Below are 13,990 nucleotides of genomic sequence, written 5' to 3' on the forward strand. Positions count from 1 at the left end.
AATTCTCAACGTAACGTCAGGCCACCGTCTACTGTTATGATCTCGCCAGTTGTAAAACTAGCGCTATCAGCCGCCAGGTAGACGGCTGCGCTTACTAATTCGTTGGTGTCCCCAATCCGGTTCTGCACCGCCCCTTTGGCCCAATGGTCGCGAACCACCTCCGGATGCTCCTTGAGAACTTCATCAGTCAGTTCGGTGTGGATGTATCCCGGCGCGATTGCGTTCACACGGATACCGTACTCGGCCCATTCCGTGGCAAGACACTTCGTCAGCATATGCACGCCGGCCTTAGAAACGTTGTAAGCCGCATGGCGGAAGGGCCAGTTAACTATCCGGCCCGACATCGATCCGACCGACACAATAGAACCGCTGCCTCGTTCAATCATGTGCCGCCCTGCGGCACGAGAGACTAAAAAGACACCATCAAGGTTAACCGACATAGTGCGGCGCCAGTCATCAAAAGTGCAGTCTTCAGCATTGGTGGGTATGACGATACCCGCGTTGTTAATTAGAATATCGACCCTCCCCATGGCAGAGACGGCTTCCATGACTAGGTGGTTGGCTTCATCCTCTTGCGATACGTCTGCCTGAATGGCTACAGCCCTTCCACCGCCGGCTTTTATTTTATTCACGACTTCGTCGGCATGGGACTTAGAAGACTGGTAATTTATAACCACTGCTGCACCCTGACCCGCGAGGCCAAGCGCCAACGCCTTTCCGATCCCACGTGAACCGCCGGTGACAAGTGCCACCTTCCCGCTCAAGTCAAATAGCCCTTTGGTCTTGTTCATAGTACCTCACTCTTTTTATGGATTGTTCAGGCAGCAGTTGTGGACCTGAGGACATTCGCTATCAGATGTTCACTCACCCGGACTGCCTGCGCGACAATTGTTAGAGATGGATTAAATCCCGTCGAACTGGGGAGAAAAGATGCATCGACAACATAGAGATTATCGAGATCCCATACTCGAGAATATTGATCCAACACTGAAGTTGCTGGATCAGTGCCAAAACGTGCAGTGCCACACTGGTGCATGGATACCGTGATATCCATTTTTTGGGTCAAAATTAGCGGATACCCCAGAGATCGCATGATTTTCCCCCAATGCTTTACCAATTCCTGGTGTGCTTTTAGGTTGTTCGAGGTATAGCTAACTCGGATTGTGCCATCGCTGTCGAGCGTGATGCGGTTCTCTGGGTCGGGCAAGTCCTCAGACATGATCCACCAGTCGACTGAGCGCTTGGCAAAGTGATCCATTAACCATTCGGGAATGAAGGGTACGTTGGCGCTAAGCATTCCGCCCTGGAGCTTCCCTAGCCCTTGTACATTGCCCAACGGGTAGGGCCGCACGTTGTTGGAAAGGTAAAAATCATTAATACAAAGCGACTTTTGGAAGGTTACTCCATTTTTCCGGAAAGGATGGATCGCCATCATCGCGGTGTTATTGTGAGCCATGTAGTTACGGCCCAGTTGGTCTGAACTATTGTTACCTAGACCGTTCGGGTGTTTTTGGTTGGCTGAACGCAGCAGTAGTGCGGCTGAATTAATTGCCCCAGCGGCAGAAATAAAGATATCTCCGTGGATTGTATTTTTTTGGTCGTCCTGTTCCACCTCGATGCCTGTAACCTTCTTGCCTGAGGTATCGGTCAAGAATCTCAAAACCTTGGTGTCCAATACCAAGTCTACAAGTCCCGTCTTCAGTGCAGGACCGACCAATCGAACCTCGGCATCGTTTTTTGCGCCCAGCTTGCAGGCAAATCCATCACAGGTTGCGCAGCGAATGCACTTTCCTCCCTCGTGCCGGTCGATAGCGATAGGTAAGGAAAACGGTTGCACGCCCTTGGATCGCAACTTTTTTGCGATGGCTTCAATCTCAGGTTCGTGCCCTATAGCGGGGTGAGGGTAAGGGCCGGAGCGGGGCGGTTCGATTGGGTCTTCCCCAGCGGTGCCATGGGTCCCCATCAACCGTTCAGCCTCGTCATAATACGGAGCGAAATCTTCATAACTGATGGGCCATGCAGGTGAGACGCCGGCCTCGTGCTCAAGAACCTCAAAATCTTCCTTGCGAAAGCGCACCGTAGCTGCGCCGAAGAATTTTGAATTCCCACCAACGAAATAGAAAGTCGATGGGTTAAAGGCATTGCCACTCTTATCACGCCAGAGTTCTTGGGTAGTATATTTCTTATCGTGAAAAACAGCCTTGACCGACCAGTTGTCGGCCTCACGTGGAAGGTAGTTCCCTCGCTCGACTACCAGCACCCGCGCACCTGCGTTTGCCAAGCGATTGGCCATGGCACCACCGCCAACACCGGCACCCACGATCACAACATCATAGAACTTATCTGTTACAGCCATCTTGCATGTCTCCTCATGCTGTGCTTGACCAGAGCTTGATAGAGGGGTTACATGATTGCGCCCACCTGCCAGGGGACAAATTCGTTATCACCGTAACCGAGTTCCTCGCTGGCCGTTTGCTGCCCAGAAGCCGTGGCGAGCATGTTATTGAAAATCCTCTGACCCAACTCTTCGATGCTTTCCAAACCGGTGAGGATGGTGCCGCAATCAATGTCCATATCCTCAGACATGTGGCGGTACATTTCGGAGTTGGTAGCAAGTTTGAGAGAAGGGGAAGGCTTAAAGCCACTAACTGAGCCGCGGCCCGTAGTAAAACAGATTAAGTTAGCACCACCAGCAACCTGGCCGGTAACAGCAACTGGATCGTATCCAGGCGTATCCATGAAAACCAACCCCTTGGCTGTAACTTTTTCGGCATATTCGTAGACTGCTTCTAAGGGGGCATTTCCACCTTTGGCCACTGCGCCCAGAGACTTCTCAAGAATCGTCGTAAGCCCCCCAGCCTTGTTCCCATGGGATGGGTTGTTATCCATCTCGGCTCGGTTGCGATTGGCGTAGTCACGCCACCAATCAATCCGCTCAAGCAGCTTTTCAGCCACGTCAGGCCTCGAGGCGCGGCGTGTAAGGAGGTGCTCAGCGCCGTATATTTCAGGCGTCTCACTCAGAATCACTGTCCCTCCGTGGCGGATCAGCAAACCCGCCGCATGGCCCAGCCCGGGATTGGCGGATATGCCAGAATAGCCATCTGACCCACCGCACTCCAAAGCAAGTGTCAACCCGGCGGCGCTGACTTTTTCGCGGCGGGTGGCGCCGACGATCGGCATCATTTCTTCGACTGCACGAATCCCTTTCTCTATAGTCTTGCGAGTTCCGCCGACAGCCTGTATCGTCATAGAGCGTAGCCGGTCTGATTCGGCTAGTCTTTCGCGCTTAAGCAACTCTGGGATCTGATTTGTCTCGCAACCTAGCCCGATCATCAGCACGCCACCTACGTTTGGATGGGTGGCATAGCCTGCGATTGTTCGGGTCAGATAGTCGTAGCCCTCAGCTTTTGTATTGAATGCACACCCGCCGCTATGGGTCAGGCCGATCACCCCGTCCACGCCAGCGAAGCGTTCCATCACTCCGGGAGCGCTGAAATGGGCTGCGATAGCTCGCGACACGGTCGCTGAACAATTAACAGACGCTATTATTGCGATGTAGTTGCGTGTGCCGACTCTTCCATCTGGGCGTACAAATCCCATAAAATGGGCCTGTTTATCCATCGGGACTGGATCGACAGGGCGAGCATCGACGCAAAAGGCATAGTCGCGGCCAAATTCCCCAACGGCAAGATTATGAGTATGCACATGTTCTCCTGCTGGGATGTCCCGAGTGGCAAAGCCAATTATTTGCCCATATTTAAGAACAGGACTCCCGCTAGGAATAGGGCGCAAGGCGATCTTGTGCCCGCGTGGTATCCGGCTCAAGGGACGAACACCTAATACTTCCCCAGTCACTTCCGGATCGATCCGGGACCGAGCCACGGCAACATTGTCCTCAGAATTCAGCACGATGAGGGGGGGGAGGGGATCGATTAGGTTATCATAAACGTTCATGTTCTGCTCTCTGTCGCGAAAAAAAATTCGTCTTCGATCAGCCTGGACATAACCTCAAAAGATGAATCCAGATGGATCCGCATAGCAAGCTCGGCTTGGTCCGGCTTCCCGCGTTTGATCGCATCAACTATTTGAGCATGCTGCTCAGTGACCAGCACTAAATGGCCTGGTACTGGAGCAGATAGTTGCCGCATCCGGTCCAAGTCAATTTTGGCCATAGATATAAATTTCCATAGCCTAGTCATGCCACTCATTCTCGCAATGGTGCTATGTAGAGCGTCATCAGCTTCGATGTAGGATTCGAACAGCTCATCTTCAATTATCTGGCGTGTCCATTTGATGATGCTGTCCAGCTCGGCCACTGAGGCATCAGTAGGGCTGTGGGCTGCGCGGCGAACACCCTCTATTTCTAGCGCACGTCGAATAACGAAACCTTCCTCTGCACTCTTATAGGAGATCTTGCTCACGTAAGTGCCCGAATGAGGAATTACGTTCACCAACCCTTCTTCAGCCAGCTTCTGAATAGCTTCTCTGACCGGGGTGCGTGAAACGTTGTACGCTGCACAGATGGCTTTTTCAGAGACTGGAGCGCCTGGTTTCATCTCCAGCATTACGATAGCGCGCCGGAGGACGCCATATATTTGACCAGATTTCTGAGGATGCTTTGGTTGCTGTATATTCATGGACTCTTGTCGACTGATATATCGCTTTGGTGTCAGTGTAGCCATATCCAGGAGCAAAGAGCAATATTTTTTTCTCCCTGCTTGCCCCGCACCCCTGAGGTACTCCCTGCCCAGCCACTGCAGCCTGTGGATTGACTACATTTACCTTCATAGACAAACCTTTCCTCGTCATTTTAGTGATTCCGTGGAGTATACACCTGTCTCATGGGTGATGTTCAGCAAGGCTGGCAGCCTTGGCTGTAAGGCCGATCGAGGCATTTTTGCGGCGCTGATAGAGCTTTGCCACTAAAGTCGAGTATGCATCATCGGAGTGAGGCGCTAGGGTTCAGAAAGCCAGCTCATATATTACCTGGTTTGCGTGAGATATATCAGCCCAACCTGGCGCAAGCTCAGGACTGCCGCAGAAAGAGGAACCGATGAAAGCTCTACGTTACACTTCTGATGTAAAACAGACCGCGGTAAAAGGGACGATTGGCTACCTCACTCGCATCGAGTTCGGTGAGGGTCAGATCACACACCTACCAGAGTTGCTGGACGAGCTGGGTGTTAGGCGCCCCTTGATAGCAACCGATGCAGGCCTCGTAGCGACCGGAATGATAGATCGGGTCACTGCTGACCTAACTGCATGCGTTGTTTTCGATGGTACCCCCGCCAACCCGACGGAAGAGGCTGTCATGGCTGCGTGGCAATTATATAAGGCCGCGGGATGCGATGGCATCGTGGGAATAGGTGGCGGTTCCTCTCTTGATCTAGCCAAGGCAGTGCGAATCCTGACAGGTCACTTGCCACCACTTGGTCAGTATGCTGCGGTCAACGGAGGGGTCGGTCGTATCCACGGTAATATATGTCCCTTGGTAGCAGTACCTACAACCTCTGGCACCGGCTCCGAGGTGGGACGAGCATCCGTTATCATTACGGCCGAGGGGCATAAGCTTGGGCTCCTTTCGCCATATAATCTTCCTTCTATAGCACTCTGCGACCCAGAACTGACATATGGCCTACCTCCAGGGCTTACTGCGGCTACGGGAATGGATGCGATCTCGCACTGTCTCGAAACTTACATGGCCCCCGCTTTCAATCCTCCTGCCGAGGCAATTGCATTGCATGGTCTAGATTGCGGTCTCGGTGCGGTAGAGGTGGCAGTGAAAGATGGAAGCAATACTGCAGCTCGCCGTGACATGATGACCTGCGCTTTGGAGGGTGCAATGGCTTTCCAAAAAGGTCTCGGTGCAGTCCATGCGTTGACCCACCCCTTGGGCGCGATCCGTGAACTCAACCTTCATCATGGCACGCTTAATGCCGTGTTAATGCCCGAGGTGCTGCGCTTTAATCGCGACTCAATCGGTAAGAAGTGGGATGTATTGACTCAACGCTTATGCGGAGACCCGGCGGAGGTTATTGCAGCCCTCAATCATCGGCTTGGCATTCCAGCCGGTTTGCGAGAAATGGGCGTGACCGACATGATGATGGAGAAGGTGTCGCACGCTGCACTAAAAGATCATTGCCATGCAACCAATCCACAAATTGCTACACAAGAGGAATACCTAGAGATCTTGCGCCGCTCGGCCTGAGAAACTTGTATAGCAGGCCCCATAACGGGTCGTCGATTAAAGCTCTTTCTGCCTGTAACTAAGGATATAAAAATGACAGAACGTAACAAAGATAAAGAGTTAGTTTCAGAATATAACGGGATTAAACTCACCCGTCGTGGCTTGTTATCGGCTGGTGCCGCTGCCACGGTTGCTGCTGCCCTAGCGCGTCCAAGTATCTCTTGGGGGCAAAGTAACGAAATAAACAGTAGTGTAAAAGTTCCAAATACGGAAATGCGCTTTGCTGCCTCACTAGGCTGGACTGTATGGGAGTCAGGCCGGCATATAGTGAACGGTTACAGAGATGCTGTAGAAAAGCTGGGCGGGGAGCTAACCATCGCTGATGCGAATTACGACGTTAAGAAACAAGCAGACCAAATCCTTGCCTTTGTTGAATCTAGACCAACTGCGATCTTCATTACACCCGCTGACGCTGCAGCAATTTCTCCAGCTGTGCAGAAGGCAGTTGCCTCGGGAGTTCCAGTTTTTATAGGCGACAGCTATGTACCTGGTACGACCGTAACTTCTACTGCGATGTCGAATAATTTTGGCCTCGGCTCCTATCCCGCTCAATACATTGTCGACAAACTAGGTGGAAAGGGTAAGGTCGCACTGGTATCCCTACCGTCTAATGAAAGCTGGGATCAGCGAACGCTTGGGGCTAAATCCGTCTTCACACGGTACCCCGATATCGAAATCGTGTCGGAGACCGCGTTTGCTCTCGGTGGGTCAACTACACCGAGGCAAGTGGTCGATCAGATTCTAACGGCTAATCCCGAACTTGATGCGATTTGGTGTGCTTGGGATGGCGCTGCATCAGAAGGTACGCTCGCAATCCGTGCCTCTGGCCGTGATGTCATGATTACAGGGATCGATGGTGGGCGACAGAGCTTTGAATATATCGCTGCTGGTTCGCCGTTTAAGATTACCATGGCGCAAAGTTTCTACGAAATGGCATATATGAACGCGTTCTATGCATTTGAAGTCGCGAATGGACGGGATGCGCCTCGCTTTGTTATCACGCCATCTTATGCAGTGACACAAGAGAGCCTCGCGGGTATGGAGCAAATGCCCGATACCTACGATCAGCCGGGCGAAGCAGCCAAACTTGGATGGCAGCGAGTACTCTAATTTATCAGCTTGATTTTACAAAACATGGCAGGTAGGCGCTCGGGGAAGAGCGTCCCACCTGCCAAAGACTCACCTGAACGGGAGGAAGGCGATGAGTGGCGAAAGCTTCCTTGCCATGCGGGGTATTACAAAGCGCTTCGGGGATGTACTTGCCCTGGATAATATTGATTTCGACCTTGCTAAAGGTGAGATCCATGCTCTTTTAGGCGTCAACGGGGCCGGGAAGTCCACGCTGATTAAAATTTTGTCAGGGGTCTATTCTAAGGATGCTGGCTCTATTATCATTAATGGAGAAGACTACCCCCTCGGCTCGCCCCGGGCAGCAATTGATGCAGGTATCGCAGTAGTTCAGCAACATCCTGAACTTGTAGACGATCTCAGCGGGGCTGAGAATATTTTTCTCGGTCAGGAGGCTACCCGCACTGGTCTCTTCAGCCCTGTTGATCACGAAGATATCCGTCGGCAGGCGGCTAGATTATTGGATCGATTTCCAATCGAAATCGACCTCGATCAGCCCGTGGCTAAAATGCCTGCCGTTGACCGTGAAATCGTTGCCATCTTGCACGCTCTCCGGTTGGAAAACGCGCGGATCCTTATCTTGGATGAGCCAACTTCCACCCTAACTGAACGCGAAAAGGTATCACTCTTTTCGATGATGGAGGCGCTCAAGGCGCAGGGCTTGGCAATAATATACATAACCCACCATCTTGATGAGGTGTCCGAGATTGCTGATCGCTTCACCGTGTTCCGAGGCGGGCGAAATGTAGCGAGCTATACGACTGAGAATGCCCGTGAGCAAAACATTTCAATTCCAAACCTGATGCTCGATGCAGTAGCGGGAAATTTCTTTCCACCCTACTCGGAACGTGTAAATGGTGAAGTGGTTCTTGAAGCATACGGCCTTGCGCGCCACAGTGACTTTGAGGCCATAGATTTAGTTGCACGTAAGGGAGAAATTCTTGGCATATTCGGCCTTGCCGGCTCAGGCATAGACGAACTGTCAAAAACCCTTTTTGGTGTATTGAAACCCGACGAAGGTGAAATCCGACTGTATGGCCAACCTGTCCAGTTTCGGTCGCCCGCTGACGCGTTGAAGAAAGGCTTCTTTCTTGTTCCAGGTGATCGTCGGGCTGAAGGACTAAGTATGGAAGAAGACGTGGTATTCAATACTACATTGGCGAACCTCAGCCGCGCATCGCTGGGCGGCTTACTGCGGTTTGGCCTGAACCGACGGGAAACCCATGCATTGGCTGAACGGGTGGATCTACAACCCCCCAAGCTCAATCGACCTTTGCGAGGCTACTCCGGAGGCAATCAGCAGAAGGTTGTTGTGGCCAAAGGGCTTTATAGCAAAGCGAGTGTTTACATCTTTGTCGAGCCCACCGTCGGTGTAGATATCGGAGCTCGTGCAAAAATTTATGACCTGATGCGTGAGCTTTCGGAAAATGCTGCTGTGATAGTCATGTCTTCGGACTGTGATGAGGTGCATGGCGTCGCTGACCGAACTATTGCCTTCTGTCGGGGTGAACCTATCGGCGTGTTAGCCCGGAACGTCAGCCGGGATAATCTTTTTCACGCTGGTCTTATGGGGGGAATCCAGCAATGAAACTATATGCTCTGACATTTCGAATTGTTGCTTTTCTTGCCATCGTGGCAATCATTTCTGCAGCCTTCTGGACCCAGGAACCAAGTTTCTTATCCAGTAACAATATGCATGCTCTGCTTCGGCATATGTCGGTAAATGGACTAGCTGCTTTAGGTTTAACATTCGTTATAGTGGTTCGCCATTATGACTTGTCCTTTCCAGGTGTGGCTTCGTTAGGCGCTATGACTTTAGGCTGGCTTATCTCTGTCGGGGCACCGCTTTGGGTCGCCATTAGTGGTTGTCTAGCAATGGGGTTAGTCTTCGGAATTACTAACGGTATCATTATAGCACGATTTGCACTTCCGGGAATTGTGACAACAATCGCGACTGGTGGGTTGGCCATCGGGTTTAGTTATTTTTATTCGGGTGGCACTTCGATTTCGCAGAACTTATTTATGTCAGGCCTTCTTGACCTGAATGATGGAAGAGTGCTGGGCCTTGATAAGCCTTTTGTGATTCTCCTTTCTGTGGCGCTAGTGGGGATGGTAATCTTGCATGGATCACGCTTTGGCCGAGCTTTCTACGCTACAGGGGAAAATCCAACTTCTGCATTCTTTTCCGGGATTCCGGTTAAGCCCATGATAGTTGCAGCTTACACCATTTGTGGACTGTGCGCGTGTCTCTCAATAGTGCTTTTGGTGGCCTCATCCGGAGCAGCCAACGTAACTGCTGGCAATCAGTTGCTAATGCCAGCTTTTGCAGCTGTCTACCTTGGGGCTGCGCTCTTCGGTCGGCCATCAGTTTTAGCGACCATGGCAGGCACGATGCTCATGTCCCTGATGCTAAACGGCTTTACACTTCTGGCTATCCCTTATTACTACTCAGATGCAATTGTCAGCACCGTTCTCATCCTCTCAATAACGCTCTTCGATGTTAGAATCTTCGGCGCTCTAAGCCGGGTATTTACGATCCGAAAGGAGGCACTGACATGACCGATATGGTTCAGCAGTCCGTACCGGCCACAGTATCCTGCCAAAAAGCAGAGAAAACAGCCGAACGTGTAGTAATGCGTTACAGCTTTTTTCTTTTAGTTGCTGTTGTCTTCGTTGCCTTGGCAATCCTACGACCAAGCTTTACAACTCTTGGCAATATCCATGGGATTCTGCTGTCTACCTCTATTGCTGGCCTAATGTTTCTTGGTCTCACATGGATTATCGCAGCAGGAGAGATCGATGTTAGCTTCATGTCCGTTGCCGCACTTGCCAATATGGCCGTTGCAGGCCTAGTTTCCACTGGTGTCGGGTGGCCTATCGCTGTTCTTGGTGGTCTGGGAGTCGGCATCGTTTTCGGCGTGCTTAATGCAACATTAGTTGCCGTATTCCGCCTTCCTGCACTTGTAATTACAATTGCATCCGGGGCACTTGCCGCCTCCCTCGCCGCCGCTATTGGAAAGGGGACATCTATCTCTCTGGCGTCCACTGGATTTGTGGGAGCAATCCTTGACGCGCGCATCGTGGGAGCTATCCCTCTTCTTGCCGTGATTGTTGGTCTGCTATACGTTGTCGCCTGGGTGTTGCAAGAAAAGCTTACATTCGGTCGATACATCTACGCGATGGAGCAAAACCGTGAAGCGGTGGTTGAGGCTGGCATACCGGTGACTCGGCTTATGTTCCTGCTCTTCGTCCTCTCTGGCATAGGCTCGGCTATGGCGGGGGTTTTACTTTCCGCTAATCTAAGTTCTGGCCAACCCTACCTTGGCAATTCTTATTTCTTTGATGGGCTGACAGCGGTTCTGCTGGGGGGAATGGCGCTGAAGTTTGGCAAACCAAACGTTCTCGGAACCTTGGCTGCCGTGCTGTTCTTAGTTGGCTTACTTAACGGTGCCGCCTTGTTGGGCTGGACCGATAGCGAGCGCCAGATTATCCGCGGGTCATTACTTCTCATCGGGGTCGGGCTTGTTGTACTGGCTCGTACTCGTACAAATCGACGTAATCTTTCCTAAAGGGATGAGGCCATGACCATTACTGCCACCACACCCCGCCCCGTTTCAAACACTGGCCTAACGGTCACCGCACTTGGCGTCGGTACGGCGCCATTGGGAGGGCTTTACACCGACGTTCCACGTGACCAGGCGCTAGAGATGCTGGAAACCGCATGGAGCCGTGGGATACGTTATTTCGATACAGCCCCCATGTATGGGATGACACGATCTGAACACCTCGTTGGTCATATGCTGCGGGAAAAGACCGGTAGCTATGTCCTTTCAACCAAGGTAGGTAGGTTGATGACCAACAGCCGTGTAGGCCGCAGGCTACCGCCAGAGCCTCCGAAGAACCCACTCGACCCTGGTTGGCATAACGGCCTACCCTTCCGCGAGGTTTTCGACTATTCCTACGATGCCATTATGCGAAGCTTCGACGACAGCCAGCAGCGGCTAGGGCTGCGTCGGATCGACATGCTTTATGTTCATGATATAGGCCACGTGACGCATGGAGAGGCCAATGCGCATCACTGGAAGGCCCTGACGAAGGGTGGCGGTTTTCGTGCATTACAGGAGTTAAAAGCAGCAGGGGATATTGCTGGTTTTGGCCTCGGTGTAAACGAATGGCAGATTATCAGGGAAGCGCTTGAGGAAACCGATCTCGATTGTTGCATGCTAGCGGGGCGCTACTCCTTGCTTGACCGTGACGCTGAAGAGACCTTCCTACCTCTTGCGCAGAAACGTGAAGTCGCTCTGGCGATTGGCGGTGTTTACAATTCTGGCATTTTGGCAGCAAAAAAAGATGGTCGGCGGAAGTTTAACTATGCTGATGCCCCCCGCCACATCATAAATAAGGTTGAGGCGCTTCGTTGTGTCTGTGACGACTATGATGTGCCACTGGCAGCCGCTGCGATTCGCTTCCCCATCCGACATCCCGCAGTTACATGCGTAGTAATCGGGGCCAAGACGCCAGCTCAACTGCAGCAGAATATAGATTGGTTTGGGGAGGAGCTCCCGGAAAGTATTTGGTCCGATCTTGATGATGCGGTCGCTTCGGCTCAACTTTCTTGAAGACAACTCTTAGGAAGAGACATGCTTAAAAATATAGACACGATACTCACCGGTGACCTTCTTTCTATTCTGCGTGACATGGGACATGGGGACGAAATAGTTATAACGGATTCGAACTTTCCAGCGGCAACCGTTGCACAACGTCTTGTGCGATTGCCTGGTATACCTGCCGACCGGGTGTTGGAAGCTATTCTGTCCGTCCTACCCCTCGATGATTTTGTAGAGGCGCCTGCTATCACTATGGCAGCTCCCGATGGACGTCCTCCGGTCTGCGACGATTTTGACCGTGTCATGGCCGAGGCTGAAGGTGGTCCCGTCAACATGGAGCAGATCGACCGCTTCGATTTTTACGAACGTGCAAAGAAGGCTTATGCCGTAGTTTCTACCGGTGAGCGGCGTCTCTACGCTAATCTCATTCTCAAGAAAGGGGTATTACGTGGAGGAGGTTCGGCATGATCGACGCTCACCACCACTTCTGGCAAGTCGGCAGGGGTGATTATACTTGGATGACGCCTAATCTTACGCCTCTCCTACGGGACTTCGGACCTGATGACTTGGCTCCTTTGATTGACGATGCTGGCATTTCTCGTACTATACTTGTCCAGGCTGCCGAAACAGAAGCGGAAACCGATTTCTTACTCAACATTGCTGAGCGGACGGATTTCGTTGCAGGGGTGGTGGGTTGGCTTGATATGTTGGATGAGCGGTTTTCTGCTCGGCTAGATCACTATTCCGCACAGCCAAAATGGTTGGGGTTTCGCCCGATGCTGCAGGAACATGATCCTGCTCTCATCAAGAACCCCCTGTTTCGCACCGCGCTGGCTGAAGTGGCACGGCGTAACATCCCTTTCGATATACTGACTTTTCCGAGCCATCTTCCTGCATTGCTCGATGTACTCGATGATGTACCCAACTTGCGCGGCATTATCAATCATTTATCGAAACCAGATATGAAACAGGCGGAGTTGGGAGAATGGGGGGAGAGCATCTCACGCCTTGCCGCTTATCCACAATTGATGTGTAAAGTCTCCGGCATGGTCACTGAGGCTGGAACTGATTGGAACGCCGACCGCATCCGACCATTTCTGCGTCATGTCGCGGATAGCTTTGGCCCCGATAGGCTTGTCTTTGGTACAGACTGGCCCGTTTGCACGCTGGCAGCCTCCCACGCTGAAGTGGTGGAGCTTGCCCGAACTTTACTAGGGGAGCTCTTTGGGCAAGCGGATCTTCATAAAATCTTCGAAACTAACGCAGTGAGTTTTTATGGATTAAATAAATAAATAAGGTAATCCCCCGGCTTTGCCGGGGGACTACCCGAGGTTTGACCGTGTGATGCGGTCACAGGGAGCCTCCAATCTCGGCCAAGAGATAGGATGTTCCCAATGAGAGAGTACCACAGTCTTTCCCATACGACATGGAATTGCAGGTATCATGTTGTTTTTATACCTAAAAAGCGTAAGAAAATGATTTTCGGAAGGATGCGCAAGCACCTTGGTGAGGTGTTCCATGAGCTGGCACGGCAGAAGGAATGCCAGATCGTGGAGGGGCATCTGATGCGTGACCATGTCCACATGTGTATCAGCATTCCACCAAAGCACTCTGTGTCACATGTGGTTGGCTACATCAAAGGGAAGAGCGCAATTTCGATAGCCAGGAGATTTATTGGTAGGGCGAAAAAATTTCACAGGCGAGAGTTTCTGGGCAAGAGGTTACTTTGTTTCGACAGTCGGACTTGATGAAGACATGGTCCGTGCCTACATCCGTAACCAAGAAAAGGTAAATGAGCATTATTATCAGATCAAGTTCGGCATGAGAAGGTAGCCGACTTCAGGCGGCTCAGATTCTTGCCCCTTTGAGGGGCTAACAATGTAAAGCCCGCGGCTTTGCCGGGGGATACTTACTTAAGGTGTCCGTTTCACATCGTTACTCATTTATAAACTCAACACCAACTGGAGTATCCAGCTTGGTCAGTTTTCTAATAAAAATGGGCCGTAAG

The 13,990-nt window shown here is 51.7% G+C and carries 12 protein-coding genes and 1 pseudogene; 9 read left to right on the top strand and 4 right to left on the bottom strand.

All coding sequences use genetic code 11. From position 1 onward, the window contains the following. Window positions 1–5: 5 nt before the first annotated feature. From MKP05_RS14615 to MKP05_RS14630, 4 genes are read right to left on the bottom strand one after another with little or no spacing between them, the layout of a single operon-like run. Window positions 6–791, bottom strand: coding sequence for an SDR family NAD(P)-dependent oxidoreductase (locus tag MKP05_RS14615; RefSeq protein ID WP_240569001.1), 786 nt, complete (start codon window positions 789–791; stop codon window positions 6–8). A 26-nt stretch (window positions 792–817) separates the two neighbouring features. After that, complete coding sequence (locus tag MKP05_RS14620) at window positions 818–2,356, bottom strand: GMC family oxidoreductase (protein WP_240569002.1); 1,539 nt, start codon at window positions 2,354–2,356, stop codon at window positions 818–820. A gap of 47 nt (window positions 2,357–2,403) precedes the next feature. Further along, window positions 2,404–3,954, bottom strand: coding sequence for a UxaA family hydrolase (locus tag MKP05_RS14625; protein ID WP_240569003.1), 1,551 nt, complete (start codon window positions 3,952–3,954; stop codon window positions 2,404–2,406). After that, on the bottom strand, window positions 3,951–4,637 hold the full coding sequence (locus MKP05_RS14630) for a GntR family transcriptional regulator (protein WP_240569005.1): 687 nt from the start codon (window positions 4,635–4,637) through the stop codon (window positions 3,951–3,953). Before MKP05_RS14630 ends, MKP05_RS14625 begins: the two co-directional genes overlap by 4 nt. 416 nt (window positions 4,638–5,053) lie before the next feature. Between MKP05_RS14630 and gbd the strand changes: the two genes are divergently transcribed. The 9 genes and pseudogenes from gbd to tnpA all read left to right on the top strand — a co-directional run bounded on the left by gbd (window position 5,054) and on the right by tnpA (window position 13,815). Further along, complete coding sequence (gene gbd / locus MKP05_RS14635) at window positions 5,054–6,208, top strand: 4-hydroxybutyrate dehydrogenase (RefSeq protein WP_240569006.1); 1,155 nt, start codon at window positions 5,054–5,056, stop codon at window positions 6,206–6,208. 72 nt (window positions 6,209–6,280) lie between these two features. Then, complete coding sequence (locus MKP05_RS14640; protein WP_240569007.1) at window positions 6,281–7,357, top strand: sugar ABC transporter substrate-binding protein; 1,077 nt, start codon at window positions 6,281–6,283, stop codon at window positions 7,355–7,357. A gap of 91 nt (window positions 7,358–7,448) precedes the next feature. Further along, on the top strand, window positions 7,449–8,963 hold the full coding sequence (locus tag MKP05_RS14645) for a sugar ABC transporter ATP-binding protein (protein ID WP_240569008.1): 1,515 nt from the start codon (window positions 7,449–7,451) through the stop codon (window positions 8,961–8,963). Then, window positions 8,960–9,934: an ABC transporter permease gene (locus tag MKP05_RS14650; RefSeq protein WP_240569009.1), complete on the top strand. Its 975-nt coding sequence runs from the start codon at window positions 8,960–8,962 to the stop codon at window positions 9,932–9,934. The genes MKP05_RS14645 and MKP05_RS14650 overlap by 4 nt, the downstream gene beginning before the upstream one ends. Next, window positions 9,931–10,944, top strand: coding sequence for an ABC transporter permease (locus tag MKP05_RS14655; protein WP_240569010.1), 1,014 nt, complete (start codon window positions 9,931–9,933; stop codon window positions 10,942–10,944). The genes MKP05_RS14650 and MKP05_RS14655 overlap by 4 nt, the downstream gene beginning before the upstream one ends. Window positions 10,945–10,956: 12 nt before the next feature. Next, window positions 10,957–11,994 carry an aldo/keto reductase gene (locus tag MKP05_RS14660; protein WP_240569011.1) on the top strand — a complete coding sequence of 346 codons (1,038 nt, stop codon included), beginning with the start codon at window positions 10,957–10,959 and terminating at the stop codon, window positions 11,992–11,994. Between the two features lie 21 nt (window positions 11,995–12,015). Beyond that, window positions 12,016–12,450: an RbsD/FucU family protein gene (locus tag MKP05_RS14665; RefSeq protein ID WP_240569013.1), complete on the top strand. Its 435-nt coding sequence runs from the start codon at window positions 12,016–12,018 to the stop codon at window positions 12,448–12,450. After that, a complete protein-coding gene (locus MKP05_RS14670; RefSeq protein ID WP_240569014.1) occupies window positions 12,447–13,274 on the top strand; it encodes an amidohydrolase family protein in 828 nt (275 codons plus the stop codon). The genes MKP05_RS14665 and MKP05_RS14670 overlap by 4 nt, the downstream gene beginning before the upstream one ends. 102 nt (window positions 13,275–13,376) lie before the next feature. After that, a pseudogene (gene tnpA / locus MKP05_RS14675) lies at window positions 13,377–13,815 on the top strand (IS200/IS605 family transposase). Window positions 13,816–13,990: the final 175 nt, after the last annotated feature.

Source organism: Halomonas flagellata, from assembly GCF_022487945.1.
GTDB lineage: Bacteria > Pseudomonadota > Gammaproteobacteria > Pseudomonadales > Halomonadaceae > Halomonas > Halomonas flagellata.

Excerpts from the sequence above, each read along its gene's own strand:
- MKP05_RS14615 (WP_240569001.1), bottom strand. The coding sequence starts at position 791 with ATGAACAAGACCAAAGGGCTATTTGACTTGAGCGGGAAGGTGGCACTT.
- MKP05_RS14620 (WP_240569002.1), bottom strand. The coding sequence starts at position 2,356 with ATGGCTGTAACAGATAAGTTCTATGATGTTGTGATCGTGGGTGCCGGT.
- MKP05_RS14625 (WP_240569003.1), bottom strand. The coding sequence starts at position 3,954 with ATGAACGTTTATGATAACCTAATCGATCCCCTCCCCCCCCTCATCGTG.
- MKP05_RS14630 (WP_240569005.1), bottom strand. The coding sequence starts at position 4,637 with ATGAATATACAGCAACCAAAGCATCCTCAGAAATCTGGTCAAATATAT.
- gbd (WP_240569006.1), top strand. The coding sequence starts at position 5,054 with ATGAAAGCTCTACGTTACACTTCTGATGTAAAACAGACCGCGGTAAAA.
- MKP05_RS14640 (WP_240569007.1), top strand. The coding sequence starts at position 6,281 with ATGACAGAACGTAACAAAGATAAAGAGTTAGTTTCAGAATATAACGGG.
- MKP05_RS14645 (WP_240569008.1), top strand. The coding sequence starts at position 7,449 with ATGAGTGGCGAAAGCTTCCTTGCCATGCGGGGTATTACAAAGCGCTTC.
- MKP05_RS14650 (WP_240569009.1), top strand. The coding sequence starts at position 8,960 with ATGAAACTATATGCTCTGACATTTCGAATTGTTGCTTTTCTTGCCATC.
- MKP05_RS14655 (WP_240569010.1), top strand. The coding sequence starts at position 9,931 with ATGACCGATATGGTTCAGCAGTCCGTACCGGCCACAGTATCCTGCCAA.
- MKP05_RS14660 (WP_240569011.1), top strand. The coding sequence starts at position 10,957 with ATGACCATTACTGCCACCACACCCCGCCCCGTTTCAAACACTGGCCTA.
- MKP05_RS14665 (WP_240569013.1), top strand. The coding sequence starts at position 12,016 with ATGCTTAAAAATATAGACACGATACTCACCGGTGACCTTCTTTCTATT.
- MKP05_RS14670 (WP_240569014.1), top strand. The coding sequence starts at position 12,447 with ATGATCGACGCTCACCACCACTTCTGGCAAGTCGGCAGGGGTGATTAT.